The sequence below is a fragment of the Ruegeria atlantica genome, from assembly GCF_001458195.1.
Lineage (GTDB): Bacteria > Pseudomonadota > Alphaproteobacteria > Rhodobacterales > Rhodobacteraceae > Ruegeria > Ruegeria atlantica.
Window position 1 is genome coordinate 18,802 of sequence record NZ_CYPU01000010.1, and the last position, 26,910, is coordinate 45,711.

At 52.8% G+C, this 26,910-nt stretch carries 21 protein-coding genes and 4 pseudogenes; 18 read left to right on the plus strand and 7 right to left on the minus strand.

Annotated elements, in window-relative coordinates; genetic code table 11:
* The 6 genes and pseudogenes from RUA4292_RS02290 (at position 1) to RUA4292_RS25085 (ending at position 7,000) form a co-directional block, all read left to right on the plus strand.
* Positions 1–1,029 (plus strand): LacI family DNA-binding transcriptional regulator, encoded by a 1,029-nt coding sequence (locus RUA4292_RS02290; protein WP_058276158.1) that lies wholly within the window; start codon positions 1–3, stop codon positions 1,027–1,029.
* Positions 1,030–1,057: 28 nt separating this feature from the next.
* Complete coding sequence (locus RUA4292_RS02295; protein ID WP_058276132.1) at positions 1,058–2,113, plus strand: sugar phosphate isomerase/epimerase family protein; 1,056 nt, start codon at positions 1,058–1,060, stop codon at positions 2,111–2,113.
* Positions 2,113–3,267 carry a Gfo/Idh/MocA family protein gene (locus RUA4292_RS02300; protein ID WP_145974831.1) on the plus strand — a complete coding sequence of 385 codons (1,155 nt, stop codon included), beginning with the start codon at positions 2,113–2,115 and terminating at the stop codon, positions 3,265–3,267. The genes RUA4292_RS02295 and RUA4292_RS02300 overlap by 1 nt, the downstream gene beginning before the upstream one ends.
* A gap of 77 nt (positions 3,268–3,344) precedes the next feature.
* Positions 3,345–4,802 (plus strand): xylulokinase, encoded by a 1,458-nt coding sequence (gene xylB, locus RUA4292_RS02305; protein ID WP_058276134.1) that lies wholly within the window; start codon positions 3,345–3,347, stop codon positions 4,800–4,802.
* A pseudogene (locus RUA4292_RS25080) lies at positions 4,802–5,641 on the plus strand (aldose epimerase family protein); the annotation flags it as partial. The gene xylB and the pseudogene RUA4292_RS25080, both read left to right, overlap by 1 nt.
* A gap of 60 nt (positions 5,642–5,701) precedes the next feature.
* Positions 5,702–7,000, plus strand: a complete 1,299-nt coding sequence (locus RUA4292_RS25085) for a cytochrome-c peroxidase (RefSeq protein WP_058276159.1) — start codon at positions 5,702–5,704, stop codon at positions 6,998–7,000.
* Here RUA4292_RS25085 and RUA4292_RS02315 read toward each other — a convergent pair whose 3' ends face one another.
* Both RUA4292_RS02315 and RUA4292_RS02320 read right to left on the minus strand, forming a co-directional pair.
* On the minus strand, positions 7,001–8,509 hold the full coding sequence (locus RUA4292_RS02315) for a CRTAC1 family protein (protein ID WP_058276135.1): 1,509 nt from the start codon (positions 8,507–8,509) through the stop codon (positions 7,001–7,003).
* Positions 8,499–9,716, minus strand: a complete 1,218-nt coding sequence (locus RUA4292_RS02320) for an ROK family transcriptional regulator (protein WP_058276136.1) — start codon at positions 9,714–9,716, stop codon at positions 8,499–8,501. Before RUA4292_RS02320 ends, RUA4292_RS02315 begins: the two co-directional genes overlap by 11 nt.
* 151 nt (positions 9,717–9,867) lie before the next feature.
* Here RUA4292_RS02320 and xylF point away from each other — a divergent pair, with 151 nt between their 5' ends.
* From xylF to RUA4292_RS02355, 6 genes and pseudogenes are all read left to right on the plus strand, one after another.
* Positions 9,868–10,887 carry a D-xylose ABC transporter substrate-binding protein gene (gene xylF, locus RUA4292_RS02325; protein WP_058276160.1) on the plus strand — a complete coding sequence of 340 codons (1,020 nt, stop codon included), beginning with the start codon at positions 9,868–9,870 and terminating at the stop codon, positions 10,885–10,887.
* A gap of 63 nt (positions 10,888–10,950) precedes the next feature.
* Positions 10,951–12,249: a sugar ABC transporter permease gene (locus RUA4292_RS02330; protein ID WP_058276137.1), complete on the plus strand. Its 1,299-nt coding sequence runs from the start codon at positions 10,951–10,953 to the stop codon at positions 12,247–12,249.
* Positions 12,249–13,052, plus strand: a complete 804-nt coding sequence (locus tag RUA4292_RS02335; protein ID WP_199519975.1) for an ATP-binding cassette domain-containing protein — start codon at positions 12,249–12,251, stop codon at positions 13,050–13,052. Before RUA4292_RS02330 ends, RUA4292_RS02335 begins: the two co-directional genes overlap by 1 nt.
* An 8-nt stretch (positions 13,053–13,060) precedes the next feature.
* On the plus strand, positions 13,061–14,368 hold the full coding sequence (xylA, locus tag RUA4292_RS02340) for a xylose isomerase (protein ID WP_058276138.1): 1,308 nt from the start codon (positions 13,061–13,063) through the stop codon (positions 14,366–14,368).
* Between the two features lie 103 nt (positions 14,369–14,471).
* Positions 14,472–15,063 (plus strand): annotated as a pseudogene (locus RUA4292_RS23805) (IS6 family transposase).
* Positions 15,060–15,766: pseudogene (locus RUA4292_RS02355) on the plus strand (IS6 family transposase). Before RUA4292_RS23805 ends, RUA4292_RS02355 begins: the two co-directional pseudogenes overlap by 4 nt.
* A gap of 147 nt (positions 15,767–15,913) precedes the next feature.
* Here the strand turns inward: RUA4292_RS02355 and RUA4292_RS02360 are convergent.
* The gene (locus RUA4292_RS02360) at positions 15,914–16,882 is read right to left on the minus strand and encodes an SMP-30/gluconolactonase/LRE family protein (RefSeq protein WP_058276140.1); all 969 of its coding nucleotides are present in this window, start codon (positions 16,880–16,882) and stop codon (positions 15,914–15,916) included.
* Positions 16,883–17,553: 671 nt separating this feature from the next.
* On the opposite strand from RUA4292_RS02360, the gene RUA4292_RS23810 reads away from it, so the two are divergent.
* A complete protein-coding gene (locus tag RUA4292_RS23810) occupies positions 17,554–18,279 on the plus strand; it encodes a Hint domain-containing protein (protein WP_233493306.1) in 726 nt (241 codons plus the stop codon).
* A 515-nt stretch (positions 18,280–18,794) separates the two neighbouring features.
* On the opposite strand, the gene RUA4292_RS02375 is transcribed toward RUA4292_RS23810, so the two are convergent.
* From RUA4292_RS02375 to RUA4292_RS02385, 4 genes and pseudogenes are all read right to left on the minus strand, one after another.
* Positions 18,795–19,784 (minus strand): flavin monoamine oxidase family protein, encoded by a 990-nt coding sequence (locus tag RUA4292_RS02375; RefSeq protein WP_370737404.1) that lies wholly within the window; start codon positions 19,782–19,784, stop codon positions 18,795–18,797.
* 48 nt (positions 19,785–19,832) lie between these two features.
* Positions 19,833–20,060 (minus strand): annotated as a pseudogene (locus tag RUA4292_RS25590) (FAD-dependent oxidoreductase); the annotation flags it as partial.
* Between the two features lie 132 nt (positions 20,061–20,192).
* Positions 20,193–20,456 carry a hypothetical protein gene (locus RUA4292_RS02380; protein WP_233493307.1) on the minus strand — a complete coding sequence of 88 codons (264 nt, stop codon included), beginning with the start codon at positions 20,454–20,456 and terminating at the stop codon, positions 20,193–20,195.
* Positions 20,453–21,724, minus strand: a complete 1,272-nt coding sequence (locus RUA4292_RS02385) for an aromatic ring-hydroxylating oxygenase subunit alpha (protein ID WP_233493308.1) — start codon at positions 21,722–21,724, stop codon at positions 20,453–20,455. Before RUA4292_RS02385 ends, RUA4292_RS02380 begins: the two co-directional genes overlap by 4 nt.
* A gap of 408 nt (positions 21,725–22,132) precedes the next feature.
* Here RUA4292_RS02385 and RUA4292_RS02390 point away from each other — a divergent pair, with 408 nt between their 5' ends.
* From RUA4292_RS02390 to RUA4292_RS02410, 5 genes are all read left to right on the plus strand, one after another.
* Complete coding sequence (locus RUA4292_RS02390; RefSeq protein ID WP_058276144.1) at positions 22,133–23,242, plus strand: extracellular solute-binding protein; 1,110 nt, start codon at positions 22,133–22,135, stop codon at positions 23,240–23,242.
* A gap of 186 nt (positions 23,243–23,428) precedes the next feature.
* Positions 23,429–24,472, plus strand: coding sequence for an ABC transporter ATP-binding protein (locus RUA4292_RS02395; protein ID WP_306346052.1), 1,044 nt, complete (start codon positions 23,429–23,431; stop codon positions 24,470–24,472).
* Positions 24,473–24,537: 65 nt separating this feature from the next.
* Positions 24,538–25,431: an ABC transporter permease subunit gene (locus RUA4292_RS02400; protein ID WP_233493311.1), complete on the plus strand. Its 894-nt coding sequence runs from the start codon at positions 24,538–24,540 to the stop codon at positions 25,429–25,431.
* Positions 25,432–26,274, plus strand: a complete 843-nt coding sequence (locus RUA4292_RS02405; protein WP_058276146.1) for an ABC transporter permease subunit — start codon at positions 25,432–25,434, stop codon at positions 26,272–26,274. It abuts the gene before it with no gap.
* Position 26,275: 1 nt separating this feature from the next.
* Positions 26,276–26,908: a TetR/AcrR family transcriptional regulator gene (locus RUA4292_RS02410; protein WP_058276147.1), complete on the plus strand. Its 633-nt coding sequence runs from the start codon at positions 26,276–26,278 to the stop codon at positions 26,906–26,908.
* The last annotated feature ends 2 nt before the right edge of the window (positions 26,909–26,910 follow it).

A 26,910-nucleotide genomic window follows, 5' to 3' on the forward strand; every position in this document is an offset into this window, starting at 1 on the left:
GTGAATAAGCCAACTGTGAATGACATCGCGCGCGTTGCGGGTGTTAGCTTGGCAACCGTTGATCGAGTCCTGAACAGGCGACCAGGCGTTCGGGCCGTGACCGTAGAAAAGGTTCAACAGGCAATCAATGAGCTTGGCTATGTCCGCGACACCGCTGCAGCTAACCTTGCGCGACAGCGTATCTATAACTTCTTGTTCGTGCTGCCCGATACCGACAACGAGTTTGTCGAAGCGCTCAGCAAGCAGATCGTTGAACAGTCACGCGACCAGTTAATTGAGCGGACGCGTATGAAAATTCAACGGGTGGCTCCGTTTGATCCTCAGGAAATTGTCGAGATTCTGGATGCGCTGGACAGTCGCGATATCGATGGCGTCGCCGTTTTCGGACCCGAAACGCCTTCGGTCCGGGATGCCGTGAAAAGAGCCCGGGACAAAGGCGTTCCGGTGGTGGCTTTGGTGTCTGACCTGCCTAGCTCGGACAGGGACCATTTCATTGGAATTGACAATGTTTCGGCAGGTCGTACGGCAGCTCAACTGATGGGGCGTTTTGTGCATCGCAAGGGAAAAGTGCTGGTGCTGACAGGTTCGCGCCTGGCGCGAGATCATTTGGAAAGGCGCCAGGGATTTGATCTGGTTATCGCCGAGGATTTTCCGCATCTCGAAGTAGTGGCGTCGGTCGAAGGTCGCGATGACCCTGAGCTAATCTACAAGATGATGCCCGAGATTTTTGAAACCTACCCGGATCTCGTCGGGATCTACTCTTCCGCTGCTGGCAACGCCGGACTGATCCAGTTTCTGTCCGACGGCAATATCAGCAAAGACCTGGTGATTATTGCTCACGAGCTTACGCCGCTGAGCCGCGAAGCGCTGAATCGCGGGACTTTTGATGCGTTGATCTCACAGGATTCAGGCCACTTGGTCCGATCTGCGGTTCGTCTACTGCGCGCAACATCTGACAAGGTTCCGTTCAACAAAGCGCAAGAGCGCATTCGTATCGATATCTATCTGAAGGAAAATTTGCCGCCATAGAGGCATCGGTTTTTGGGGAGGAGACATTATGAAAACGATAAAAGGCCCGGCGTTGTTTCTGGCACAGTTTGCCGGAGATGAAGCGCCCTTCAATTCGTGGGACGCCATCACCAAATGGGCGGCGGATTGCGGCTATAAAGGCGTTCAGGTGCCCAGTTGGGATAGCCGGTTGTTTGATCTTGAAACCGCCGCCTCAAGCACGGACTACTGTGACGAGTTCAAGGGTAAGGCTAAAGAAAACGGCGTAGACGTCACCGAGTTGTCCACGCATCTTCAGGGCCAACTTGTAGCCGTGCACCCCGCCTACGACACAGCTTTCGACGGCTTCGCCGCCGAAAGCGTTAGAGGGAACCCGAAAGCCCGGCAGGAATGGGCGGTGGATCAGGTCAAGAAGGCGCTGTCAGCCTCCAAGAATTTGGGGATATCAGCGCACGCGACATTCTCTGGCGCACTGGCCTGGCCCTATGTCTACCCTTGGCCGCAACGTCCTGCAGGTCTGATCGAAACGGCGTTTGATGAACTGGCCAGCCGTTGGATGCCAATTCTGGATCATGCGGAAGACTGCGGCGTCGATGTGTGCTATGAAATCCATCCGGGCGAAGACCTGCATGACGGCGTGACCTTTGAGATGTTCCTCGAACGGACAAGCAACCATGCTCGGGCATGTATGTTGTACGACCCGTCACATTATGTCCTGCAGTGTCTCGATTATCTGGACAATATCGACATCTACAAAGACCGGATCCGGATGTTTCATGTCAAAGACGCCGAGTTCAACCCGACCGGTCGGCAGGGCGTCTATTCCGGTTATCAAGGCTGGGTTGATCGGGCAGGAAGGTTCCGGTCGCTTGGCGATGGTCAGGTCGACTTCGGGGCTGTGTTCTCCAAAATGGCGGCGAACGACTTTGACGGCTGGGCTGTGGTCGAATGGGAGTGTTGTCTGAAACACCCAGAGGACGGGGCGCGTGAAGGCGCGCAGTTCGTGTCCGATCACATTATCCGCGTGACCGAGAAAGCCTTTGACGACTTTGCAGATGGTGGCACGGATGAGGCGGCCAATCGGAAAATGCTGGGGATAGACTGATGGTAACTGGACGCAGTGAAGAAACATCTGGCCGTATTCGCCTTGGCATGGTTGGCGGCGGCAATGATGCGTTCATAGGCGGTGTGCATCGAATTTCCGCTCGCTTGGACGACAAGTTCGAGTTGGTCGCAGGTGCTTTGTCTTCAACGCCGGAGAAATCCAGGGAAAGCGGTGCGGTGTTGGGACTCGACCGGGTCTACGACGATTTCAAGCAGATGGCGATCAGAGAGGCGCGTTTGAAATCGGGGATAGAGGCAGTTTCGATCGTCACGCCCAATCACGTTCACTACGCCGCCGCGCGCGAGTTCCTGAAGCGCGGCATTCATGTGATTTGCGATAAACCCCTCACCTCGACCCTTGTGGATGCCAAGAAGCTGGTCAAGGCGGCAGAGAGTTCCGGTGCGCTGTTCATTCTGACTCACAATTATACCGGCTACCCCATGGTCCGTCAGGCGCGTGAGATGGTCGCCAATGGGGAGATCGGCAAAATCCGCGTGGTTCAGGTTGAATATCCGCAGGATTGGTTGACCGAGCAGCAGGACTTCAAACAGGCCGAATGGCGAACTGATCCTGAGCGTTCCGGCACAGGGGGGTCGACCGGTGACATCGGAACCCATGCTTATAACATCGCCTGCTTTGTGACAGGTCTGAAACCGGAGAGCCTTGCAGCTGACTTGCAGGCCTTCGTGCCAGGACGCAAAGTCGATGACAATGCGCATGTCCTGTTGCGGTTCGAAGGCGGCGCGCGCGGGATGCTGTGGTCGTCCCAAGTTGCCCCTGGAAACGAAAACGCCCTGCGATTGCGCGTATATGGTGAAAAGGGTGGGCTTGAATGGGCACAGGAAGACCCGAACTACCTTTGGTTTACGCCTTATGGCGAACCAAAACGTCTGATCACCCGAAATGGGGCCGGAGCCGGGGATGCCGCCAATCGGCTGAGCAGGGTGCCTCCGGGTCATCCGGAAGGGTATCTGGAGGGGTTTGCAAACATCTATAGTGAAGCTGCGGATGCCATAATAGCGTTTCGAAGTGGGAATTCGCCTGATCCGTCGGTGATCTATCCCACCGTTCAGGATGGGTTGAATGGTGTCAGGTTCGTCGCAGCTTGTGTGCAAAGCTCTGCAAGAAATGCAGCTTGGGTAAAGTTGGAGTAGCGAGTTACTCGCCTTGACAGGGCGTCTTCCATAATTAATTTTATCAACTAAAATAAAGCATCAAAGGGTGACGCCGAATGTATCTTGGATTGGATTTGGGAACGTCGGGTCTCAGAGGAATTCTGATTGATGACGCCGGTCTCGTCGTTAGCGACGCAGAAGCTGGCATTTTCACATCGACGCCAAAACCCGGTTGGTCCGAGCAGAACCCTTCAGATTGGATTGACGCGTGCACAAGGGTTATTGCGAAGCTTCGTGCAGACAACGCATCGGCATTTGCAAAACTGCGCGGCATTGGTCTGAGCGGGCACATGCATGGTGCCACTCTGCTGGATGCCGAAGGTGAAACTCTAAGGCCCTGCATTCTATGGAATGACACACGATCTGCAAACGAGGCAAAAACACTCGATCAGTCTCCACAGATGCGGACCATTTCCGGGAACATTGTTTTCCCGGGTTTCACAGCGCCAAAACTGGAATGGGTGCGGTCGAACGAGCCCGAGGTTTTCTCAAAAACAGCCAAAGTTTTACTGCCGAAAGACTATCTTCGGTTTTGGCTGACAGGTGAGTACATCTCGGACATGTCAGACAGTGCCGGAACATCCTGGTTGGATGTTGAAAAACGGCAGTGGTCTGAAACGGCGCTGGGTTTGGGTCACATGGAGGCCGCACAGATGCCGCGTCTTGTCGAAGGGAATGAGCCGGCTGGTGAACTGAAAACCGAGCTGCGGCATGCGTGGGGCCTTTCTGGTCCTGTTGTCGTGGCGGGTGGCGCAGGCGACAACGCAGCGGCGGCTTGCGGTATCGGGAGCGTAAAGGACGGTGCGGGTTTCGTGTCGTTGGGAACGTCCGGAGTTCTTCTTGTTGCTCGGGATGCATATGGCCCGGCGCCTGAAACTGCAGTGCACTGCTTTTGCCATGCTGTTCCCGAAATGTGGATGCAAATGGGGGTCATACTTTCGGCAACAAACAGTATGAATTGGCTTTCAAGCAATCTCGGCCAACCTGTGGAAAAACTGGCGTCGATGGTACCTGATAGCATTGCCAGACCTTCTTCGATTACGTTCCTGCCCTATCTTTCAGGCGAACGAACGCCGCATAACGACAGCCGCATTCGAGCGGCATTCTTGGGTGTCGACGTCGCATCGGGCCCCGCCGATCTGACCCAATCTGTGATGGAGGGCGTTGCCTTTGCGATGCGTGACTGTCTTGAAGCATTGAAAAGCACAGGAACCTCGCCGACCAACTTGATGGCTGTTGGAGGGGGCGCAAGATCCAGGTTTTGGTTGGAAACACTTGCTACGGTATTGCAAGTGCCTTTGGACGTTCCAAAAGGCAGCGAATTCGGCGCGGCCATGGGCGCTGCACGTCTTGCGATCTGTGCCGCCAATAATGCAAAGCCCGGCGACATTATGAAGCCGCCTAAAATTCAGGAAAGCATCGACCCACGCAACGATCTGGTCGAACCCTATGAAAGGGAATTCGGGCAATATCGGCAGTACTATAAGGCGCTGGCACCCTTGGCGGGTGGATGATGGTTGAAGTTGGAAAACCTTCTCGGTTCGAAACGGTTATACTGACTGATGGGGATATGCGAGCCTCGGTCCTCAACAATGGGGCATATACTCAAGGTTGGTGGTACAAGGACGTGTGGCATATTTTGGGGTTTGATGACCTAAATAAATACTTCACCGATAAAACCTATTTGGGCGCGACCGTTGGCCGTGTTGCGAACCGGCTCGGCGGCGCGCGGTTCGAGTTGGAAGGCGCTTGTTTTGAGCTTAACGCCAATGAAAGTGAAAACACTCTACGTGGGGGAGCGGAGGGGCTTTCCAAGCAATTCTGGAACCTTGAGCAGACCGCACCAAACGAAGTGGTAATGAGTTACCTTTCACACGACGGGGAAAGCGACTTTCCTGGGAACGTCCGGTTCGAAGTCAGTGTCACGCAACGGAACCCATGGTCGACCTACACACTACAAGGTCATTCTGACCGGCCTACACCGATCAGCCTTTCACAACACAACTACTATACTTTGGGCAGCGCAAAGGGTGTTGACGCACACGACCTGGAACTCGCCTCAGAGCGGTACTTAGAAATTGAGAAACAAGGAGTTCCGTCCGGCGGGTTGTGTTCGACCAAGGACAGCGAATTGGATTTCTCTACACCTAGATCGATCGGGCATGTTCCGATGCCGATCGACCACTATTTCTGCTTTGAACAAGCCCTTGACCCGACAGATCCGGTCACGAAATTCACCGCGTCGTTCGCTCTTTTTCTGGCCGCTTATGCTGACCAACCCGGAGCACAGGTTTATTCGGTTGCCAATATGGCGAAGCCACTACGCGGTTCATCTGGTTCGTGCATCGAGCCATCGGGATGCCCGAAAAACCGTACCGGCATGAACTCTCGCTCGAGATCACGGAAGGTGGCAATGAGAGTTAGGCTATTCATTCCCATCATCAGCTTTTTGATTGCTGGCACTAGCGCCAATGCTCAGGAACTTGGACCGCCTCCGACGTTCCTTGAGCCTGATTTCGACCGCGTTGAATTGGGACAGTTGCTTTTCTACGATCCGATTTTGTCCGGCAACAAGAACATCAGTTGCGCGACTTGCCATCATCCCAAGCTTGGCACGTCGGACGGCCTTTCGCTCGGCATCGGGGAAGGCGGGATTGGTCTGGGTAGTGAGCGCAGGCTGGATCCCGAAAATTCTCCGGAACAACGCATCCCTCGAAACTCACCAGCACTTTGGAATCTTGGTGCGACGGAGTTCACGACGTTTTTCCATGATGGGCGTCTTGAAGCCGATCCAACGCAACCAAACGGGATCAGAACACCTTTGGGGACACATATGCGGCCCGGGTTTCAGTCGGCATTGGCGGCACAGGCGATGTTCCCGGTGCTTTCACCAGACGAAATGGCCGGTCATTACTCCGAAAATGACGTCAGCAAAGCGGTTCGGTTGGGGCTATTGACACAACAAGGTGGAGCGTGGGACCTGATCGCGGCCCGTGTTGCCGCCATCCCAGAATACAAGCAGCGCTTTGATGCCATTACGCCGGGTAGTGAGATCTCATTCACGGCCATTGCAAACGTGATCGCAGATTTCATCGCATTCGAATGGCGCTCCGACAACAGCCCCTTTGATCGCGCAATGCGAGGCGAGAGTAAGTTGCCCGAAGACGCCGAATTCGGCATGAACCTGTTTTACGGTAAGGCAGGGTGCAGCAGTTGCCACGCGGGCTGGTTTCAAACGGATCACAAGTTTCATTCGATCGGCTTACCGCAAATCGGGCCCGGAAAGGCCACGCGGTTTGAGAGTCATGTTCGCGATGATGGGCGACTTCGTGTTACAGGTCGTGCGGAAGATGCGTTCACATTTCGCACGCCATCTCTCCGCAATGTAATGCGCACCGCGCCTTACGGCCACAACGGAGCATTTGCGCGCCTCGAAGATATTGTGCGCCACCATCTAGACCCGGTCACATCCTTACGAAACTACAATGTGGAGATGGCTTTGTTGCCAGATTTCCCAGGCTCTGAAGACGAAACTCCCTTGCTGGAGCAGCAACATCTGGATGCCATTGCCAACAGCAACAGCTTGTCGAAAACCACTCTTACGGATCACGAGGTCGACGCTCTTTTAAGTTTTCTGGCAAGCCTTGAAGACCCGGCGCAGAGGCTGGGTGTGCCTGCCCAAGTTCCAAGCGGTCTGCCGGTAGATCAATAGTCACCGATGCATTTGAACAATCTGGTTCGGTGCCACGTCCTGCCACGTGCTGGCTTCTCCATCCGGCCAGATCACCCGAAGCTGTACTTGGGTTTCGTCCCCCAAGCCAAAATGATGATATCCAGCCACGCCACCAGCATGTCCGCCGCCAATTGTTATTTCTCGGGTTTGCAAACCTCGCGCGGTTTGAACCTCGACAAATCCACCGACCGCTGCCTGGTTGGATTTGTCCTGAGCAACATCAACCAGCAGCCAATTGCCGCCTGTAGAGATATTTTGACTGACCTCAAGATTTGATCCACGGTTTACGACCACCAGATCGAGCCGCCCATCGTTGTTCATATCCGCAAGCGCTGCACCGCGAGACTTCGCCATCGAAGCAACACCAGCCTCTGACGAGGCTTCGACAAACTGACCTTCCGAGCGCTGAACCAATAGGTTATTAGGGTCGTTCAGGGCAGCATCCGGCATTTGCTCGACATTGCCTTTGGTCACGAAGATGTCGTCTCGGCCGTCATTGTTGACGTCTCCAAACTGTGCGTGCCAGCCGGTCGACGGTCTTCCGTCGTTGCCGACATGCGGTCTGTGGGCTGTTGTGCCTTTTTCGTAGGTTGCATCGCGCCACGTCGGGCCGTTGGTATGCGGGTCAAACACCTGAAGTTTCTGGTCGCCCATCGAAGTCAGATAGACCTCGGGAAAGCCATCTCCGGTCAGATCGCGAGAGGCAATACCCATTCCCCAAATTGAATAGGGCAGCCACCCGTCTTCGGACGAGTATAACCGCGGCTCAGGCTCCATCGCCCATAGCTGTTCTTGCCCATTGCGCACGTAGTAGTGGCGGTCATTGCTGACGCGAAGGTCCGCGCGTCCGGATCGTGCCCAGTCGGAAAACAGAATGGAAAGCGAGCAGTAGCTGGGTTCCAGTTGCTGGGGATTGCTATAGCTGTCCCCGTTCGGGCGATAGAGTGGGGTTGGTCCGCACGACTCAAAGGGGCCTTCCGGGTCGAAGCGATCCACATAAGTTCCAAAAGCCAAAGTTGGCAAGGACTGGCCGTCTTCCCATGTGGCCGAGAATCCTGTCGTCCAGTGATCGTCGGATTGGAAATCGATGCCGTCGAATGGGCGAAACTGACAGGCCGACTGCCCTTGAAGCAGAACATCTTTGCCCACACGCAAAACAGCCAAATCCATAATACCATCGCCATCGACGTCCAAGGGGTAGGCGCCGGTTACTCCAGTCAAGGCCAGTTGATCCGGTGTCTCAATACGAAAAGAGATCTCGCCATGGGAGGTGTTTTTGAACAGCTGAGATCGATTGGACCCGCCTGCGACGAACAATTCGGGCAACGTGTCTCCGTTACAATCGAAAACCGCTACTCCGCCGCCAACAAAGTGCTCCCAACCGCCGTCGTAGATATGGACAGGCACGTCGATGCTTTTGAAACGAGGCTGCGTTTCGGCATCAGCAGCTGTGGCAAGAACGAGTAATGCCGCAAATTCAGGACGCATTCGCCGCAAGCTCCTTTACCTTCAGGATCGAGACCTGTTCGATCCCATACGCGGCCGCACCCTTGGCCCACATTAGATCGCCCCAGTGATGCACTTTGATTTCAGGCAAGGGTGCGTCGACATTCACCACACCATTTTGAATGCGCGTCATAACCTCGGCTGAGCAGAGGTGTTCAAAGCTCATTTGCGCACCTGACACAATGATGCATTGCGGATCGAACAGATTGATCAGGTTGGACACTCCAAGACCAAACATCTGCCCAGCACGCGCAAGCACCAAGGCGGCTCTGTCATCACCGGAATTGGCGCGAGTGTGGATGTCCGAGACGGTTTGCATGTCGTCGGCGTGACCCGTGACAGTCATTTCTCGGATCAAGGCGTAGTCCCCAACATAGGCTTCCAAGCACCCCCGTTGACCGCATTGGCACAGAGCGCCGTCGAGATGCACTTTGGTATGCCCAAACTCAGCCCCGCAGCCTCTTTTCCCGCGGTAGAGCCTGCCGTCCAAAACGATACCCAGGCCAACACCATGTTCGATCGTGACAACAAGAAAGTTCTTTAGCCCTTTGCCTAGACCAAAAAGCTGTTCGGCTTTTGCGACGAGGTTGGCGTCGTTTTCCACGAAGGCAGGGCAGGGGAGCTCTTTCGCAATTAAAGGGTTGAAATCAATGTTTCTTTCGGTCACCGAAGACGACCAGTGGACAAAGTTTCTAGCTGCATCAATCTGCCCAGCCAATCCGATTGAAATGCCAGCCAGGTGTTCGATTGAAAGACCGACCTGTTGGCATGTGTCTTCAAGGGCCAAGCGGATAGTCGATATAAGGTTTGCCGGCGACATTCGGGCGTCTTCAAGCTGGGCCTTGTGCGACGTCACCTCGTTCCCTTCAAAATCCACGAGAATGACCGAGATCATTTGGCGTGCAACCTTCAGGCCCGCGACAAGGAAGGAATGGCTGTCCAATTGCAGCAAAACCCTGGGTCGCCCCCTTTTTCCCGACTTTGACTGTGCTTCGCCTTCAATCTCTTTGATCAGCCCCGCCGAGATCAGATCAGCCGTTGCTGAGGTGATCGTGGCAGGACTGGTTTCCAAGGCGGACGCGATGTCAATCCGTGATACGGATCCCTTACTTCTGATCTGTTCCAACACCCGCAAGCGGGTTGCGTTTCTTTGGTCTAAAGAAACCACAGACGCTTTGCTTTTCAGCATCTTGCCCTCGCGAATCTTACTCTGGACCCAACTTAAGTGAATTTAATGGTGTCTTGTAGGCTAAATATTTTACCGACTGAAATAAATATGGTATTTAAATTTGTGAGAGCCGCGAATCGAAATGCGATGGCTCGGCAAATGGGAGGAAATCATGAAAAAAATTCTCAGCTTTTCGGCTGTGGCCACTTTGTTGGCTTCGACCGTATTCGCAGAGCCAGTAATTGGCGTAAGCTGGTCGAACTTTCAGGAAGAGCGTTGGAAAACAGACGAAGCGGCCATCAAATCGGCGCTTGAAACAGGGGGTGCCGAGTACATCTCGGCAGACGCGCAGTCGTCTTCCGCAAAGCAGCTATCGGACATTGAAAGCCTGATCGCCCAAGGTGTGGACGCACTTATTATTCTAGCCCAGGACGCGCAGGCCATCGGACCGGCTGTTCAGGCAGCGGCGGACGAAGGTATTCCAGTCATTGCTTATGATCGCCTGATTGAGGACGACCGAGCGTTCTATTTGACCTTCGACAATGTGGAAGTCGGCAGAATGCAGGCCCGAGCTGTCTTTGAGGCCATGCCCAAAGGCAACTACGTGATGATTAAAGGCTCTCCTACTGATCCGAACGCAGATTTCCTGCGCGGTGGTCAGCAAGAGATCATTGGAGCAGCCGTCGACAGCGGCGACATTGTAATTGTTGGTGAAGCCTATACGGATGGCTGGTTGCCCGCGAACGCGCAGCGAAATATGGAACAGATTCTGACCGCGAATGAGAACAACGTGGATGCAGTCGTTGCGTCGAATGACGGTACTGCAGGCGGCGTAGTTGCGGCGCTGACTGCGCAGGGCATGGAAGGCATTCCAGTGTCTGGTCAGGACGGCGATCACGCGGCGCTGAACCGTGTTGCGCTGGGAACTCAGACAGTTTCGGTATGGAAGGACGCCCGTGAACTCGGAAAGGCCGCTGGCGAAATTGCTGTTGCGTTGAGCGGTGGGACAAGCCCTGCTGATGTCGAAGGTGCAGTGAGCTGGACGTCACCAGGTGGAACCGAGATGAACTCGGTTTTCCTAGCGCCTGTTCCAATCACTAAGGACAACTTGTCCGTGGTTGTTGATGCCGGATGGATCCCGCTGGAAGATCTTTGCCAGGGCGTTGAAAACGGACCTGCCCCTTGTAACTAAACCACTCAGCCCTAGGCCTCTTAGTATGGGCCTGGGGCAAATGCTGAATATGAAAGATCGGAAATGACCGAAACTTCGTCTCAGCCGATACCTGAAAAAGCGAAACCTAGCCTGTTCCAGCAACTGGAACTGGACATGCGACTTTTGGGAATGATCGGCGCGTTTGTCATCCTGTGTATCGGGTTTAACATCTTCACGGACGGACGGTTCTTGACGCCTCGGAACCTGTTCAACCTCTCCATCCAGACGGTTTCAGTGGCCATTATGGCGTGCGGAATGGTGTTCATTATCGTCACTCGCCACATCGACTTGTCCGTAGGAGCGCTGCTGGCAACAACCTCGGCCGTGATGGCAATGACGCAAACCGAGCTTTTACCGCAAATACTTGGGATGGGTTTGAACAATCCGGCAACCTGGGCGATCACAATTGTTGTTGGGCTGTTTGTCGGCACACTGATTGGTGCGTTTCATGGCTGGATGGTTGGTTATCTGACGATACCAGCGTTCATCGTTACGCTTGGTGGGTTTCTGGTTTGGCGAAACGTGGCGTGGTACTTGACCAGCGGCCAGACGATTGGTCCTCTGGATAGCACATTTCTGATGTTTGGTGGGACCAACGGAACATTGGGAACGACGACAAGCTGGCTGTTCGGCTTGTTTGCTACCGCAATCGCGATCTGGGCGTTGTGGAGTGGTCGCCGCGCAAAAGCGTCACATGGTTTCCCGGTAAAACCCGCTTGGGCCGAGGCCACTCTGGCCGGGATAATCGCAATTGCTATCCTTGGGTACGTTTACATCGTAAACAGCTACGCCATTCCGACGCGCCGGCTGCAACGTATGTTCGAAGCGCGCGGCGAGACAATGCCAGAGGGGCTAGTTGTAGGATACGGCATACCGATTTCTGTCCTCATTCTGATTATCGTGGCCGTCACGCTGACAATTGTGGCGCGAAAAACCCGGTTTGGACGCTACATCTTTGCCACCGGCGGAAACCCGGATGCCGCAGAGCTTTCTGGCATCAATACTCGGCTGCTGACCGTGAAGATTTTTGCGCTTATGGGCTTCCTGTGCGCCGTTTCTGCTGTGGTCGCCTCGGCGCGTCTGGCAAACCACTCAAACGACATTGGCACGCTGGACGAACTGCGCGTCATCGCCGCTGCAGTGATCGGAGGAACCGCATTGTCCGGCGGCATCGGCACTATCTATGGCGCGATCCTTGGCGCATTGATCATGCAGGCGCTGCAATCGGGCATGGCAATGGTTGGTGTGGATGCGCCGTTTCAGAACATCGTAGTCGGCAGCGTTCTTGTGCTCGCCGTCTATATCGACATCGTTTATCGCAAACGACTGGGGGCAAAATGATGCAAGCACAAAATATGCAGAAAAAACCTTCCGGCACCGGGCGCGGTTCAGGCGCGCCGCCGTTGGTCGAGATGCGCGACATCTCGATTTCCTTTGGTGGGGTCAAGGCCGTCGACCACGTGTCAGTCGATCTCCATCCGGGTGAAGTCGTTGGTCTACTTGGCCATAACGGGGCCGGAAAGTCCACGTTGATCAAGGTATTGTCCGGTGCCTATCAGATGGACCACGGCGAGATCCTGATCGATGGCAAGCCGGTCGAGATTGGCAATCCCCGTGACGCCCGGGCGAACAATATCGAGACGATATATCAGACACTCGCCTTGGCCGACAATCTGGACGCGACATCAAACCTGTTCCTGGGGCGCGAGATGACGACGCCTTTTGGTTTGGTCAACGACGCAGCCATGGAGGCCGAGTGCCGAAAGATCATGGCGCAACTCAACCCGAACTTTCAGAAGTTCAACGACCCAGTCTCTGCCTTGTCGGGTGGGCAAAGACAATCAGTGGCGATCGCTCGGGCTGTCTACTTTAACGCACGTATTCTGATCATGGATGAGCCGACAGCAGCGCTTGGGCCGCATGAAACTCAGATGGTGGCGGATCTGATCCACCAGCTAAAGGCGCAAGGCATCGGGATATTTCTGATCGATCACGATGTGCATGCCGTCATGGAATTGTGTGATCGAGCCTCGGTCATGAAGAACGGAAAACCGGTTGGGACGGTCGATATCACAGACGTCACTGATGACGATCTTTTGTCGATGATCATTCTCGGCAAGCAGCCAACGCAAAAAGCAGAATAGGGTCAGGTATGACAAGTGGATTTTTTAATGGCCTCGAACGGATCCAATATGAGGGCGTAGATAGTCAAAACCCAATGGCCTTCCGGCATTACAACCCCGATGAAGTGATTTTGGGTAAACGCATGGAAGACCATCTGAGGTTTGCGGTGGCCTGGTGGCATTCCTTCGCATGGGAAGGGGGGGATCCCTTTGGAGGACCCACCCTGGAGCGCCCATGGCATCCGCAGGACGACATGGGACGGGCCCGCGTGAAGGCCGATATCGCTTTTGAGATGTTTGAGCTTTTGGGCCAACCCTATTTTTGCTGGCACGACGCTGACATCCGTCCCGAGCAGGGCAACTTTGCTAAAAACCTCAATGCCTTGGAAGAGATCACCGATTACATTGGTGAAAAGATGCAGGTTTCAGGCACTAAGCTTCTTTGGGGAACGGCCAATATGTTCAGTCATCGTCGCTGGATGTCTGGTGCCAGTACTAATCCAGACCCTGACGTTTTTGCATACGCCGCAGCGACAGTAAAATCCTGTATAGACGCGACCCACAAGCTTGGCGGCGAAAACTATGTCCTTTGGGGCGGACGTGAAGGCTATGAGACCCTATTGAACACGGATCTGAAAACTGAACTGGACCACATGGGCCGATTTTTAAACATGGTCGTAGAGTACAAACACAAGATCGGGTTTAAAGGTACCATTCTTGTAGAACCGAAACCTCAGGAGCCTTCCAAGCACCAATACGATTATGATGCAGCTACTTGCATCGGATTTCTCAGGAAGTACGGTTTGGAGAACGAAGTGAAGCTGAATCTCGAGCAAGGCCATGCGATTCTTGCCGGGCATAGCTTTGAGCATGAAATTGCGGTCGCGGCCGCAGAAGGAATGCTGGGTTCGATTGATATGAACCGCAACGACTACCAGTCTGGATGGGATACAGATCAGTTCCCGAACAATACACCGGAAGTTGCCCTAGCTTACTATTACATCTTGAAGGCCGGTGGCTTTACCACCGGTGGCACAAATTTCGACGCCAAAATTCGCCGACAATCGATTGACGCCGTCGATCTTGTGGCGGCTCATATTGGTGGAATGGACGTGTGTGCACGGGGTTTGAAAGCTGCCGCGGCAATGAATGAAGATGGTGGCTTGGATGCCGCTCTTTCGGATAGGTATTCTGGTTGGAACACTCCAAAGGCGGCCTCAATGTTAGAAAGCAGTCTGGAGCAAGTATACGACCGGGTCATAGATGAGGATATTAACCCGGAACCAAAGTCTGGTCGCCAGGAAATTCTGGAAAACTACGTGAACAGTTTTGTGTGAAAATAGTTGTTGTCAGAAGAACTTGGGTTGAGGTGGACAGCGGGCTTTCGTGGCACTGACAGAAGAAACTCGCTTGAGCCGTGGGGGGACGTAGCTTCGCGGGATGACAAGACGCTCGCCCTTCCGCTACTTCAAAACCAGCCCTGAGATCATCCGCCTGACGGTGATGATGTACGTTCGGTTTCCACTGTCACTTCGCAACGTCGAAGACCCGCTGCATGAGCTTGGCATTGAGATTAGTCATGAAACCGTTCGGTTCTGGTGGAACCGGTTTGGCCCGATGTTTGCCGCCGAGCCGTAGAAATCGCGCAAGTCGAATGCGTGCATATTCAAATTGGCAGTGGCATGTGGATGAGGTCTTTGTGAAGATTAATGGCGAAACTCAATACCTTTGACGGGCCGTTGATCACGAGGGTGAAGTGCTGGAAAGCTATGTCACTAAGGGCCGTAACCGTAAAGCGGCATTGAAATTACTCAGAAAATCAATGAAGCGCTACGGCCAACCTGAAGTGATCATGGCGGACAAGTTGCGATCTTATGGCGCTGCGGTGAGGTCATCGGCAACGCGGCTGCAGGAAGTCCCGCCGCGCGAATCGGTCGCGTACCTTCCCGAATTGTTTGAAGCCTCCTGGGGGGTCTTGTCAGAAGAACTTGTCGTGAGGCGGGCAGGGGTGTTGCGTAGCTTTTGCCCATGACCAATCCTGCCTCTTTCAAATACTTTAGGACCAGTCCCGAGATCATCCGCCTTGCGGTGATGCTGTACATCCTTTTCCCGCTCTCGCTTCGGAATGTCGAAGACTTGTTGCACGAGCGAGGTATCGACGTTAGCCACGAAACTGTCCGATACTGGTGGAACAGGTTCGACCCGATGTTTGCATCAGAGATCCGAAGAAAACGGGTTCAGCAACTCCGAGCCTTTTCAAAATGGAAGTGGCACTTAGACGAAGTATTCGTGAAAGTGAACGGCAAACGCCACTATCTCCGGCGTGCCGTCGATCACGAAGGTGAAGTGCTTGAGGCCGTCGTTACTAAGCGTCGAAACAAATCTGCAACACTGAAATTCCTCAAGAAATTGATGAATCGGCACGGTTGCGCCGAAGAGATCGTCACAGGTCGCTTCGCATCCTACAAGGCTGCGCTCAGAGAAATGGGTGCACTGGAAAAACAACAGATGGGCAGGTGGCTCAACAATCGGGTTGAGAATTCGCACCTGCCATTCCGACGACGAGAACGCGCCATGCAACGTTTCCGGCGCATGCGAAGTTTACAGAAATTCGCCGCTGTCTATTCTTCCGTCTACAATCATTTTTCCAGGAGAGATCGCTCGCCAGCCGAGACACCTTCAAGCTGACACGCACCGCCGCACTTGCCGAGTGGAACGAACTTGGCGCGGGATAAACGACAGCGTCACTGGCCTACCAGAGACTGGTTCGAATTCGTCTGACAGCACCCCCAAAGTTGTCACTTAAAAAGGGGGTCTGGAGATCTGAGAGCCCAGTAGGGAAACCGTTTCTTAATCGCGCGGAAGCCCTCCAGAGAGCAGTGTTATCCTCCCGCCGTACCAGCGACGTTTACGTAAAGGGCATACACAGAATGGCTTGCTGCCATGAAAAGCCGGCTGTTGGCACGGCCGCCAAAACAGAGATTGGCACATCGTTCGGGCAAAGCGATGCGACCTATAGGAGTTCCATCAGGGGCAAAGACCATCACTCCGTCTAGTTCGGCATCACCCATGCCCCAACCGCACCAGAGATTACCGTCCACATCCACGCGGAATCCATCTGGCGTGCCAGAACCTGCATCGATTAGCACACGCTTGTTCTGGACCGAGGCACCATCTGTATTCACGTCATAAGCTAGTATCTTTCGAGACGGTTCACCACGCGATTCAACAATGTAGATCACGGTCTCATCGGGGCTGAAGGCCAAGCCGTTTGGTCCCAGAATGTCATCGGCTACGACTTTCAGTTTTCCGGTGTCGGGGTCCAGTCGGTATACGTTCTGGCCTAACTCTGGTTCGGCGCGATGACCTTCGTAGTTGCCCGAGATGCCAAACGGTGGATCCGTGAACCAGACACTGCCGTCTGATTTGACGATCACATCATTGGGCGAGTTGAGACGCTTTCCGTCAAAGCTCTCGGCTAGCACAGTGATTGACCCATCATATTCTGTGCGCGTAACCCGTCGTCCACCGTGCTCGCACGTAATCAGGCGACCTTGCCTGTCCCGGGTCTGACCGTTGGCAAAATTCGAGGGCTGACGAAACGCCGATGACTGTCCGGTAACCTCGTCCCAGCGCATAATCCGGTTATTCGGAATATCACTCCATAGCAGATATCGCCCGTCACCGAACCAGACTGGGCCTTCACACCAGCGACAACCAGTTGCCAATCGTTCTACGCCGGCCAACGGCAGCCTGTATTTATTGAAGCGCGGATCGAGCGTCACAACGGAGGGGTCTGGATACCGCTGCGAAGGTTGCCAGCTATTTTCGAAGTCAAATTTGTCCGTCATAGTTCATCCTCAGTGTGGTGCCTGCTCAAGCTAAGTGATTGGTTTTGAATTGAACAGGGCGCGCTTATCACCATCGGCAAAGCTCCTAAGGAAGTCTGAGCAAATCTCAGTTCCGCTGATCGCAGCAGTTCGACTGGGTCTGCATCTTCCGCCAAGCTGTGCCTCGGTAGGTCTTCGAACGCTGCGGTGCGGCTAACGGCGGCTTCGTCTCGCGTAGCAGTCGTTCACGCAAAGTGCAGCGAACGACTGCTGTGAGTCCGAAGCAGCCGGTGCGAGACTGAAGCTTAAAGGCCGCAGTATGCTTCCGGTTTGATCCGCCAGCTTCCCAAAGAAGTATGAATAGCGGTTGGGCACAAAACAAATCACCGAGCAGAAATTTCGCTGGCCTTCGGAAACTTGATATGAGAGCTAAAGGATATAATATTAAAAAACAATATATGTTGCTGGAAGGGATCGTTTAATTGGCGTCCTGAGACTTCACATCTTCATTTATTTACGACGAGGCCGGAAACAGCTCGAACTACAAGCAGGGTTCTTCTGACTCAACAGACGGAGTTCTCACCGACATCAACGCAAACCATGTCTTCGAGTTCGGGGAGCCAATCCTTGAAAACGGAGTTATTATTGGCACTTTCAATGGCACATTCACAGAAGGGACTAGCACTTGGATAGTGGTACAGACCGTTCCAAGTAGTGGGCCAAACTCTGGTCAATGGAAGGTTTTTACTCCTGAAGGAGTAGTGGACGTTCCGCCGAATACAATCAAGGAAGGTGACCTTGATCGGGGCGATTACATCATACCTTGCTTTGTATCGGGAACGCTTATTCAAACCGACACAAAAAAACGGCCAATTGAGGTTCTACAACCAGGTGATTTGGTCCACACAATGGATCACGGTTTTCAACCAATTCGATGGATCGGTTCGCGAAAACTCACTGCCGTTGATCTAAGGTTGAATCCAAAACTACGGCCGATTTGCATTCGGGCGGGCGCATTGGGCAAGAACGAACCGTCAAGAGATCTGGTGGTGTCCCCGCAGCATCGCATGTTAATTTATGGATGGCGGGCAGAGCTCTTTTTCGGTCAACAATGTGTTCTTGCAGCAGCAAAGCACCTTGTGAATTGCGATACGATCTATCAGTACCCTACGACCGAAGTAGAATATTTTCACATATTGTTTGAAGAACACGAGATCATCTTAGCCGAAGATGCACTTTCGGAGAGTTTCCACCCTGGGCACCACGTTATCAACAGGCTGGAAAAGGACACAAGGGACGAGATTTTAGAGATTTTTCCGGAGTTGCGGAACAAAGTTGGAGATTACGGTCCGACAGCACGGCCATCGCTCAAGCGATTTGAGTGCACGCTATTACAAGCTGTGAGAAATCTAGAGTAGTAACTTTCAAGGAATCCAACTCTTCAATTGTGACACTAACTGTCTCAGCAGCAATTCTAGCTAGGATCATTGCTCGTTGATAACCTGATGTTGTTAAGGCAGCGACCCAGATTGCCGCCGGAAATCTTCAAGTTAAGTGGCCTCGGGCCACTCCCAAACTAGTCCCAGAGTTTGCCGTTTTATGCAGGAGGTTTTGGTAAGCATGGTCGGCTTGGTCCGCAAAGCAGACATGGTTGCTTTACGACACAAAGTCTGGTTGCGTTCTTTCGCGGACATCCAGGAAAACTGCTCAAGATAGAGAGTATTTGGTCTCCATCAAGTCACCCCGCTGAAACATAGCCGACTATTGTCTGTCAAACTTTCAACTTGTTATCATCTGTCTGTGACCGGATAGCTTACACTGAATTGGCCGTGGAGCACGCGAAAGATGAACTTGGCCTTGCGACTTGTAGTGAAAGGTTCATTCGAAATTCTAAGATTGTTCCGCTTACTGGAGCAAGTTGATTGCCAAGTGTTCAGCGTAACTGAGCCAACACATCTTCAGCAGCCCTTAGCCCTTCTAGGTGGGCTCCGCTGACCGAGCATTGTTGGCTAGTATGTGTCGCTTCACCGGCGAAGTGCACCCGCTCAGCATGAGACTTGCATAAGACAGCGCGTTTGTCGTGGCCTCCTGGGCTGGCTCCAGCGTAAGAACCACGCACATAAGGTTCATTTCGCCAAGCGGAGGCATGGCCTTTGATGAAGGCTTTTCTGACTGCCGTGCCAAAGAAGCCAACCAATGTTTCGAGCGCGTGTTCTATGGCGCTTTCAGGTCCCGCGTCCTGCAATTGCCTGGAAAAGCTTCCAGAGCTTTCAAAGCTGGTTAGGCCGGTGTTTGAGATGTTGCAAAGAAAACCGCCTCCGCGGGCTATCCCATTGGCGTCGGGTTCTAAGTGGTATGTCAGCCAAGTATCGGGTTGCACTGGCAATGCTCCGGGGCGGAAAAGGAGGCCAGCGTGATTGTAGTCTCCCATAGTGATGAGCTCGAGCGCAGAGCGTCGGTCGGATTCTAGCGGGGGATCAAAGTGGATGATGTCTTCGGCTAGGACGCCGACGGAAACTGTTACAACTACGGTTCGAGCTTTGATCTTGCCAGTAGCCGTTGTTATCTGCACGCCATCCGTGAGAGATTTTATTTCTGTGACCGGAGTGGCCAGTTTTATTGGCAGCCCCTGTGCAGTGCAAGCGATGAGATGTCCAAAGCCTTCTCGGCAAAACCAATCGTCTCCGCCCTCCCATGCACTGATATCTCGCAGCGATGTATCCGGCAAATCTCTGGCAATTGACAACGCGAATGTCATAGCTGCCGTAAATGACCAACGCCCTTTGTTCTGCCAAATGTCTGCCAAGGACCGGTCTGTTGGACTACCGGTGCTCGCTTCAATTTCTGCATCGATGCGCGCCGCCTCATTTATCGCGCCATGTATTTCATCGACTTCGTCCCAAAGAACGGCGTCATCCTCCAAGCCAAATGTCGTCGCGTTGTCAGGGGCCGCATAGAGATCTAGGCCAAGTGCGAGGCCTGGAGCTTTCAGAGCGTTTACATGTTCGGTGTGCATCCAATGCGCACCCATGTCGAACGGAACACCAAAGATTTCCGTATCCGTGTGTGTACGCCCTCCAACGCGGTTAGATGCCTCAACGCAAACTACCGCTAGACCTGCCGATTTGAGGGCGCGAGTAGCCGCGATTCCCGCAGCTCCGGCACCAACGACAACGACGTCAAAGTCATGAGCACTCAATGATTCCGCTCCAACAAAAAAAATAAAGTGACCTGAGAGACAATTTCCGGAGTGAGCTTCCGCTTCTTAGGTTTCTTGAGACCTTACAGGGTTCTGAATTGTCCAAGAATTCTGTCATTTGCGCAGAAGCAGTCATGCGTCGGCGCTTGAGCTTAAATTGCAAACAAATTCTGGAAATGAAATGCCCTCGTACCCAGCTAGATCGAGCGGATCTTCTGCGTCAAACTTGCTGCATGTTCGGTATACTTCAAGCATCTCCGCAGAAAGCTTGCCGATCTTAAAAAAATACATGGCTGCGGCGTACCTTATGGCGCCAGAACCAGGCGTTCCGATCGTCGTTGTCAGGAACTGCCTTTGAGTTTCTGCTTCCGAAGTTTTGAAAATACCTTTAGTCACGATTTCGGCTCAGTGGACAATGCGTCATTCAACGAGGCAACTTCATCCTCTCCGGGCGTTACTTCAGAGTTATAGATGGGTAGTATTTTCCTCAAATGGTCGTGATGGGAGCGTACGCCGTACTCAAGATCAGAAAGATAGAATCCCTCAAAAGCCTCTGAGGCCATGGCTTCGTTTGACCATATCGTCAGTTGAATATCTTCTTCCACTGTTTCTCGATCAATCCGAGCGGCAAGGTACCGTGCCGCTTTTTGTTGGCGGTCTTCGTTTGGGTTTCGGTATGTTGCGCTTCGAAGGATGGACTTTTCTGTTGTGACTGGAAATTCCTGATAAAACAGGGTTGTCTCAGGCGTGACCGCTATTACTGCATTCGGAAAAATGCCGTAGTAGAGCCAAGTTTTGTGCAAATGCTCAGGTAGGTGAGGCTGTGGCTTTGTGAATTTTTTGTAATTGCGAACGGCCCACCTACGGCCCTTCGTCGGAGTGAATTTTCCATCGGAGCGTGAGATGCCATCGACATATGGTTCGTCTGCATAAGTCGAGCCATATAAGTCCTGAAGGGCAGGGTGCGCGAGTGGGACATGATATCCTTCGTTGTCGACATCTCTGATTGATTTCCAGTTTACCGGAGTTTCCTCCGTCCATATCCCGTCCGTCGGAACATGTTCGGCCATTTTGTAGGCAGAGATTTCCTCCTCAATCGGTGCAAGAAGTTCCGCTACCGATGGCTGGGGGCCGGGCTTGAATCGGACAAAGACAAAACCCTGCCAGATTTCCATTTCGATTTCTTTCAGGCCAAACTCGTGCTTGTCTAGATCTGGGAAGGACTCAGGGCGGGCGGCGCCACGCAGCGTTCCATCAAGATTGTAAACCCAGCCGTGAAATGGGCAGACCAGAGCGTTCGCGCATTTTCCTTGTTCTTTGGACACGAGCCGAGAACCGCGATGACGACAAACGTTTAGAAACGCGCGGATGTCCGAATTGTTTGCTTTCAAGATAAGAGCGCGTTCTCCGCACATATCAAAACAAAGGAAGCTACCGGGTTCCGGAATATCCGAAATATGGCAGGCGATTTGCCAGTGAGTTTTGAAGAGTGCGCTCTTCTCGAGCTCAAGAAGAGCAGCGCTGTGGTAGCACCACCCGGGCAGCCCGCGCCGGTCCCAATTGGCGGGAATTTCGGTATTTCTGGCTTCGTCGCGCATCTGTGCAATCCGCTTAATTTTGACTTGGTCAGTCAGTGTTTCAAATGGGTAGGCGAGTTCAAGCATACAGTCTTGAATGTTCAACTTGATCAGCCACCCTTCAAGTAACTGTAGGTTTCACTCAGTTTGGGTTGTGCGTCAACACTTTCTGACTGAATGATCATTCAGAAATGGATTCGAGGTAAATCTCAAAGTCGGTTTGACATATTCATTTTCACTGTATTTGCATAAGTTTTGTACAACTCTAACTGTTTGCGAGGATTTGATCAAAATCTTCCCGGCCGCGCTTGACAGCGAAGATTTCATCAGACTACCGTTCTGAATGACCAGTCAGATAAAAATATGACGGCTGGAGGAGGATGGGGTGCATTATGATCGCGCCCGCGACGCAGGGCGCGATCATTCGAAATAGTGTCTAGCAGACAAGGCAAGCGAAATTGCTGCAGCCACCACTCAGGGAGAGGAAGCGAAATCATGAGCTCAATCAGGAAAGTTGCGGGGATTACAGTTTTAGCAGTAACGGCTACTGCAATTTCGGGATCGGCATTCGCGCAAGAGCGTGTGTTGAAGGTTACGAATTGGGGAGAGTACATCGCTGAAGACACAATTTCGAACTTCGAAAAAGAATACGGCATCAAGGTCATTTATGATCCGTATGACTCTGCCGAAGCAATTGATGCCAAGCTGCTGGCAGGAAACAGCGGATATGACGTGGTTAGTCATGCCGGCAGTGATACGGCTCGACTGATTAAGGCGGGTATCGTCGCTCCGCTTGATATGTCGAAGCTCGATAACATTAAGCACATTGATCCGGCCATTTTGGAACAGCTGGCCAGCGAGTGGGATCCAGGCAACCAGCACTTCATTCCGTATATGTGGGGAACGCACGGGGTCACATACAACGAAGAATTGGTGAAAGAGACTTATCCTGACGCCCCCATCGGTTCGATGGATATGGTGTTCGACCCTGTGCACATGAAAGAGCTGGCCAAGTGTGGCGTTTCGTTCTTGGATTCTCCGGGCGACATAATTCCAATGGCTTTGGCGCATATGGGTTTGGATGCGAACTCCACAAACAAGGAAGACTATGAGAAAGTTGGGGAGATGCTGGCGGAAATTAGGCCGTACATCAAAACCTTCGATAACTATGCATATCAGCGGATGCCTCAGAAAGAGTTCTGTGTCTCGACCACTTGGGGCCCGGATGGTCTTCTTGCGATGTCCGGTGCAGCTGAAGCCGATACCGGTGTCGTGCTAGACTTCTTTTTGCCCGAAGGTGATCGCACAGCGCAGCTGTGGATTGATGGCTGGCTGATCCCGCAAGACGCTGCCAACAAGGAAGACGCACATCTTTTCCTCAACTACATGATGCGACCCGAGGTTGGAGCCAGTGATAGTAACTTCACTTGGTATGCGACTGCCAACCTGACGGCCAAACCAATGGTTGATGAAGCCGTCACGTCCAGCCCGGCCGCTTTCCCAACATCGGATCAGGTTGCCAAGATGTATACGACTGCCGTTCTTCCTCCCAAGGTCGAGCGGTTGCAGACGCGCACCTGGACTGACTTCAAGGCCAGTAATTGATCCACTCACACTAGTAAGTGCAGTAGCGGTTCCCATCGGATTGCTACTGCACCCTCCAATCCACACTGGTAGACTGCGAGGCCCAAATTGACCGTTTCCACAACTGTCAGTGCAGCACCTTGGCTCGAGCAAAAAGAGCAACAACCCCTAGTTCAAATCAGAGGTGTAACCAAGAAATACGGTGAAGTGACCGCCGTCGATAACGTCGATCTGGACATCTACAAAGGAGAGCTATTCTGCCTTCTGGGTGGATCGGGATGCGGAAAGTCGACTCTGCTGAGAATGCTTGCAGGGTTTGAGGATTTGAATGCGGGCACAATTACGATCGACGGTGTTGATATGGCCGATGTGCCAGCCTACGAACGCCCTACTAACATGATGTTCCAAAGCTATGCGTTGTTCCCGCATATGACCGTCGAAAAAAATGTGGCATTCGGGTTGGAGCAGGACCATGTCCCCAAGTTCGATTTAGCGGACAGGGTTCACGACATCCTCAAGCTCGTTGAACTGGAAGACTTCAAAAAGAGAAAACCCAAGCAATTGTCTGGCGGACAACGTCAGCGGGTCGCGTTGGCGCGGGCCTTAGTAAAACGTCCCAAACTGCTGCTCTTGGATGAACCTTTGGCTGCACTTGACAAAAAACTGCGTAAGCAAACGCAGTTTGAGCTCGCAAACATTCAGGACAAGGTCGGTGTCACGTTTATCGTTGTGACCCACGATCAGGAAGAAGCAATGACCTTGTCCTCGAGAATGGCTGTCATGGACGCGGGTCGGTTCAAACAGATTGGAACGCCAACAGAGATATATGAGTTCCCTGAATCCCGCTTTGTCGCTGACTTCATAGGGTCAGCAAATATTTTTGAGGGCAGGGTGACCGAGGACGGGGCGGACCATGTTCGGGTTGAGACCGAGTTCTGCGAAGTTTTTGTTGATCACGGTCATTCGGTGAAGGTTGGCAGCAAAATTTGGGTTGCGCTGAGGCCGGAGAAAATTCGACTGGAGAAATCGGATGAGGTTGCTGAAGGCCCTAACCAGACATCGGCAATCATCGACGACGTTGGGTATTTGGGGGAAACATCGATCTACAAGGTAAGGCTTCCCAATGACGAAGTCTTCGACGTCACTATGCCCAACCAATCTCGTCCGACGCACGCCACACAGAGATTAACTTGGGAAGACAAGGTGAAAATCAGCTGGGATCCGTCTAGCGCCATGTTGCTCCACTCATGACAGATTTCACGGAGGATATGCCTGAACCGCTTCCGGTTAAACAACTGCCGATATCACGCCAATTCATGCGGCGTATACAAAACAGTTGGCGACAGATCGTTACCGTTGTGCCGTTCCTCTGGCTGCTCGTTTTCTTCCTAGCGCCGTTCTTTATTGTCGCCAAAATAAGCTTGGCCGAACTGGCGATTGCAAGCCCTCCATTCACCAGTTTGATTGAGTGGACGGGCGACGGGATCATGACGATCCGTCTGGTGTTCGACAATTTTGTCTACATCTGGGAAGACAGCCTATACTTTGACACTTACCTCAATTCTCTCAAGATTTCAGCGACCTCCACGTTCTTGTGCCTCTTGTTTGGTTACCCCATCGCCTACGCAATTGTACGATCGGGGCCAGTTGCAAAACCGCTATTGTTGTTTGCAATAATTCTTCCGTTTTGGACGTCGTTCCTGTTGCGGGTCTATTCGTGGATGGGGTTGCTTGCGGATCAAGGCACGATCAACAATCTTCTGATGGCGCTGGGTATAGTCGACGAGCCAATCCGCATGCTGTACACGGAATTCGCCGTCTATATCGGGATCGTCTATACCTATATGCCGTTCATGATCCTGCCGCTCTACGCGAATATGGAGAAGTTGGACAACAGCCTGAACGAAGCGGCTGCCGATCTTGGGTCCCGGCCAACGAACACGTTTTTCAAAGTTACTTTGCCGTTGACGATGCCCGGTATTGTCGCTGGTTCGTTGTTGGTCTTCATCCCTGCGACCGGGGAGTACGTTATCCCGGACCTGTTGGGGGGCGGGAACGTGCAGATGATTGGTCGGGTTCTTTACAATGAGTTCTCTAGAAACAGTGATTGGCCGGTCGCTGCGGCAGTGGCGATTGTTCTGCTTATCATTCTGGTGCTGCCCATCATGGTGTTCCAGCACTACCAAGGCAAAGCATCGGAGGAGCAATAAATGTACGCCAAACGCTCCCGCTTTTTGACCATCATGCTGACCTTGGGATTGGCATTCTTTTACATCCCGATGGTCCTGTTGGTCATTTACTCGTTCAACTACTCCAAACTCGTACCTGTATGGGGAGGTTGGTCCCTGCGTTGGTACAAAGAGCTCTTCCAATCTGCCGAAGTCTGGAGTGCTGTTTCACTCAGTCTTCAGATTGCTGTTGTGAACGCGACTTTTGCGACAGCGCTCGGCACCTTGGCGGGACTGGCTATGGTGCGCTTTGGGCGGTTCAAGGGGCGGACGTTGTTTGGTGGAATGTTGGTCGCTCCTTTGGTGATGCCCGAGGTGATAACCGGATTGTCCTTGTTGGTTTTCTTTATCTCCCTGAACCAACTGATCGGATGGCCAGCAGAACGTGGTTTTGCGACGATTACGATCGCGCATATTACCTTTTCAATGGCTTACGTGGCGGTGACAATTCAGGCGCGTTTAACCGGCGTGGGGCAAACTTTGGAAGAAGCTGCCGCCGATCTTGGAGCAAAACCGTTCAAAGTTCTGACTGCCATCACGATCCCACAGCTGACGCCAGCCCTTATCTCCGGCTGGCTATTGGCGTTTACTCTGTCTCTCGATGACCTGGTCATAGCAAGTTTTGTTACTGGCCCAGGTGCAAATACCTTGCCAATTTTGATCTTTTCGCGCATTCGACTAGGCCTCAGGCCGGATATTAATGCACTGGCGACTATCATGATCCTTGTGATCACCATTTGTGTCGCTATCGCAGCTATCGTTATGTTCCGGCAACAAAGGGCGGATTTGCTGGACAGGCAGATGGCCGAACGAGAGGAGAGTTAAATTGGAGACGTATGAGCTTCAGAAAAAACGACGCACCGAACCTCCTGAAGTTCGTCGCTTGCAGTTGATTATGGCTGCCATAGACTCGATCTCGAAGCGCGGCTTTTCTGACACGACGCTTAAACATGTAACCGAAACTGCCAATCTGTCCCATGGCGTTGTGAACTATCACTTCGACAGCAAGGAAGCACTGTATGACGCTGCGCTGGGTTTCCTTGCGCAAGAACACTATGAGAATTGGCTAAAATCTTATGAAGCCGCGGAACCTACAGCCGCACATAGGCTGGCTGCCATCATTCGAGCAGATTTTGACAAAAGCATCTGCACCCACAAGCGCTTGGCTGTCTGGTTTGCTTTCTGGGGTCAAGCGAAGTATCGCCCTAATTACTTAAAAATACATAATAAATATGACAACGAAAGATACGATCGAATTCTGCAGCTGTGTGGTGAATTGATCGTCGATGGTGGTTACGACGATCTCGATCCGGAAAAAACAGCCCGGGCTGTAGAGGCGATGTCTGATGGGGCCTGGCTCAGCTTGATGTTGTATCCCAAAGTGGCTGATCGTCGGGAATTCAGGGATGTTTGCATGCTTTCGCTGGCGCGGTTTTTCCCAAAACATTTTCCGGTTTGAAA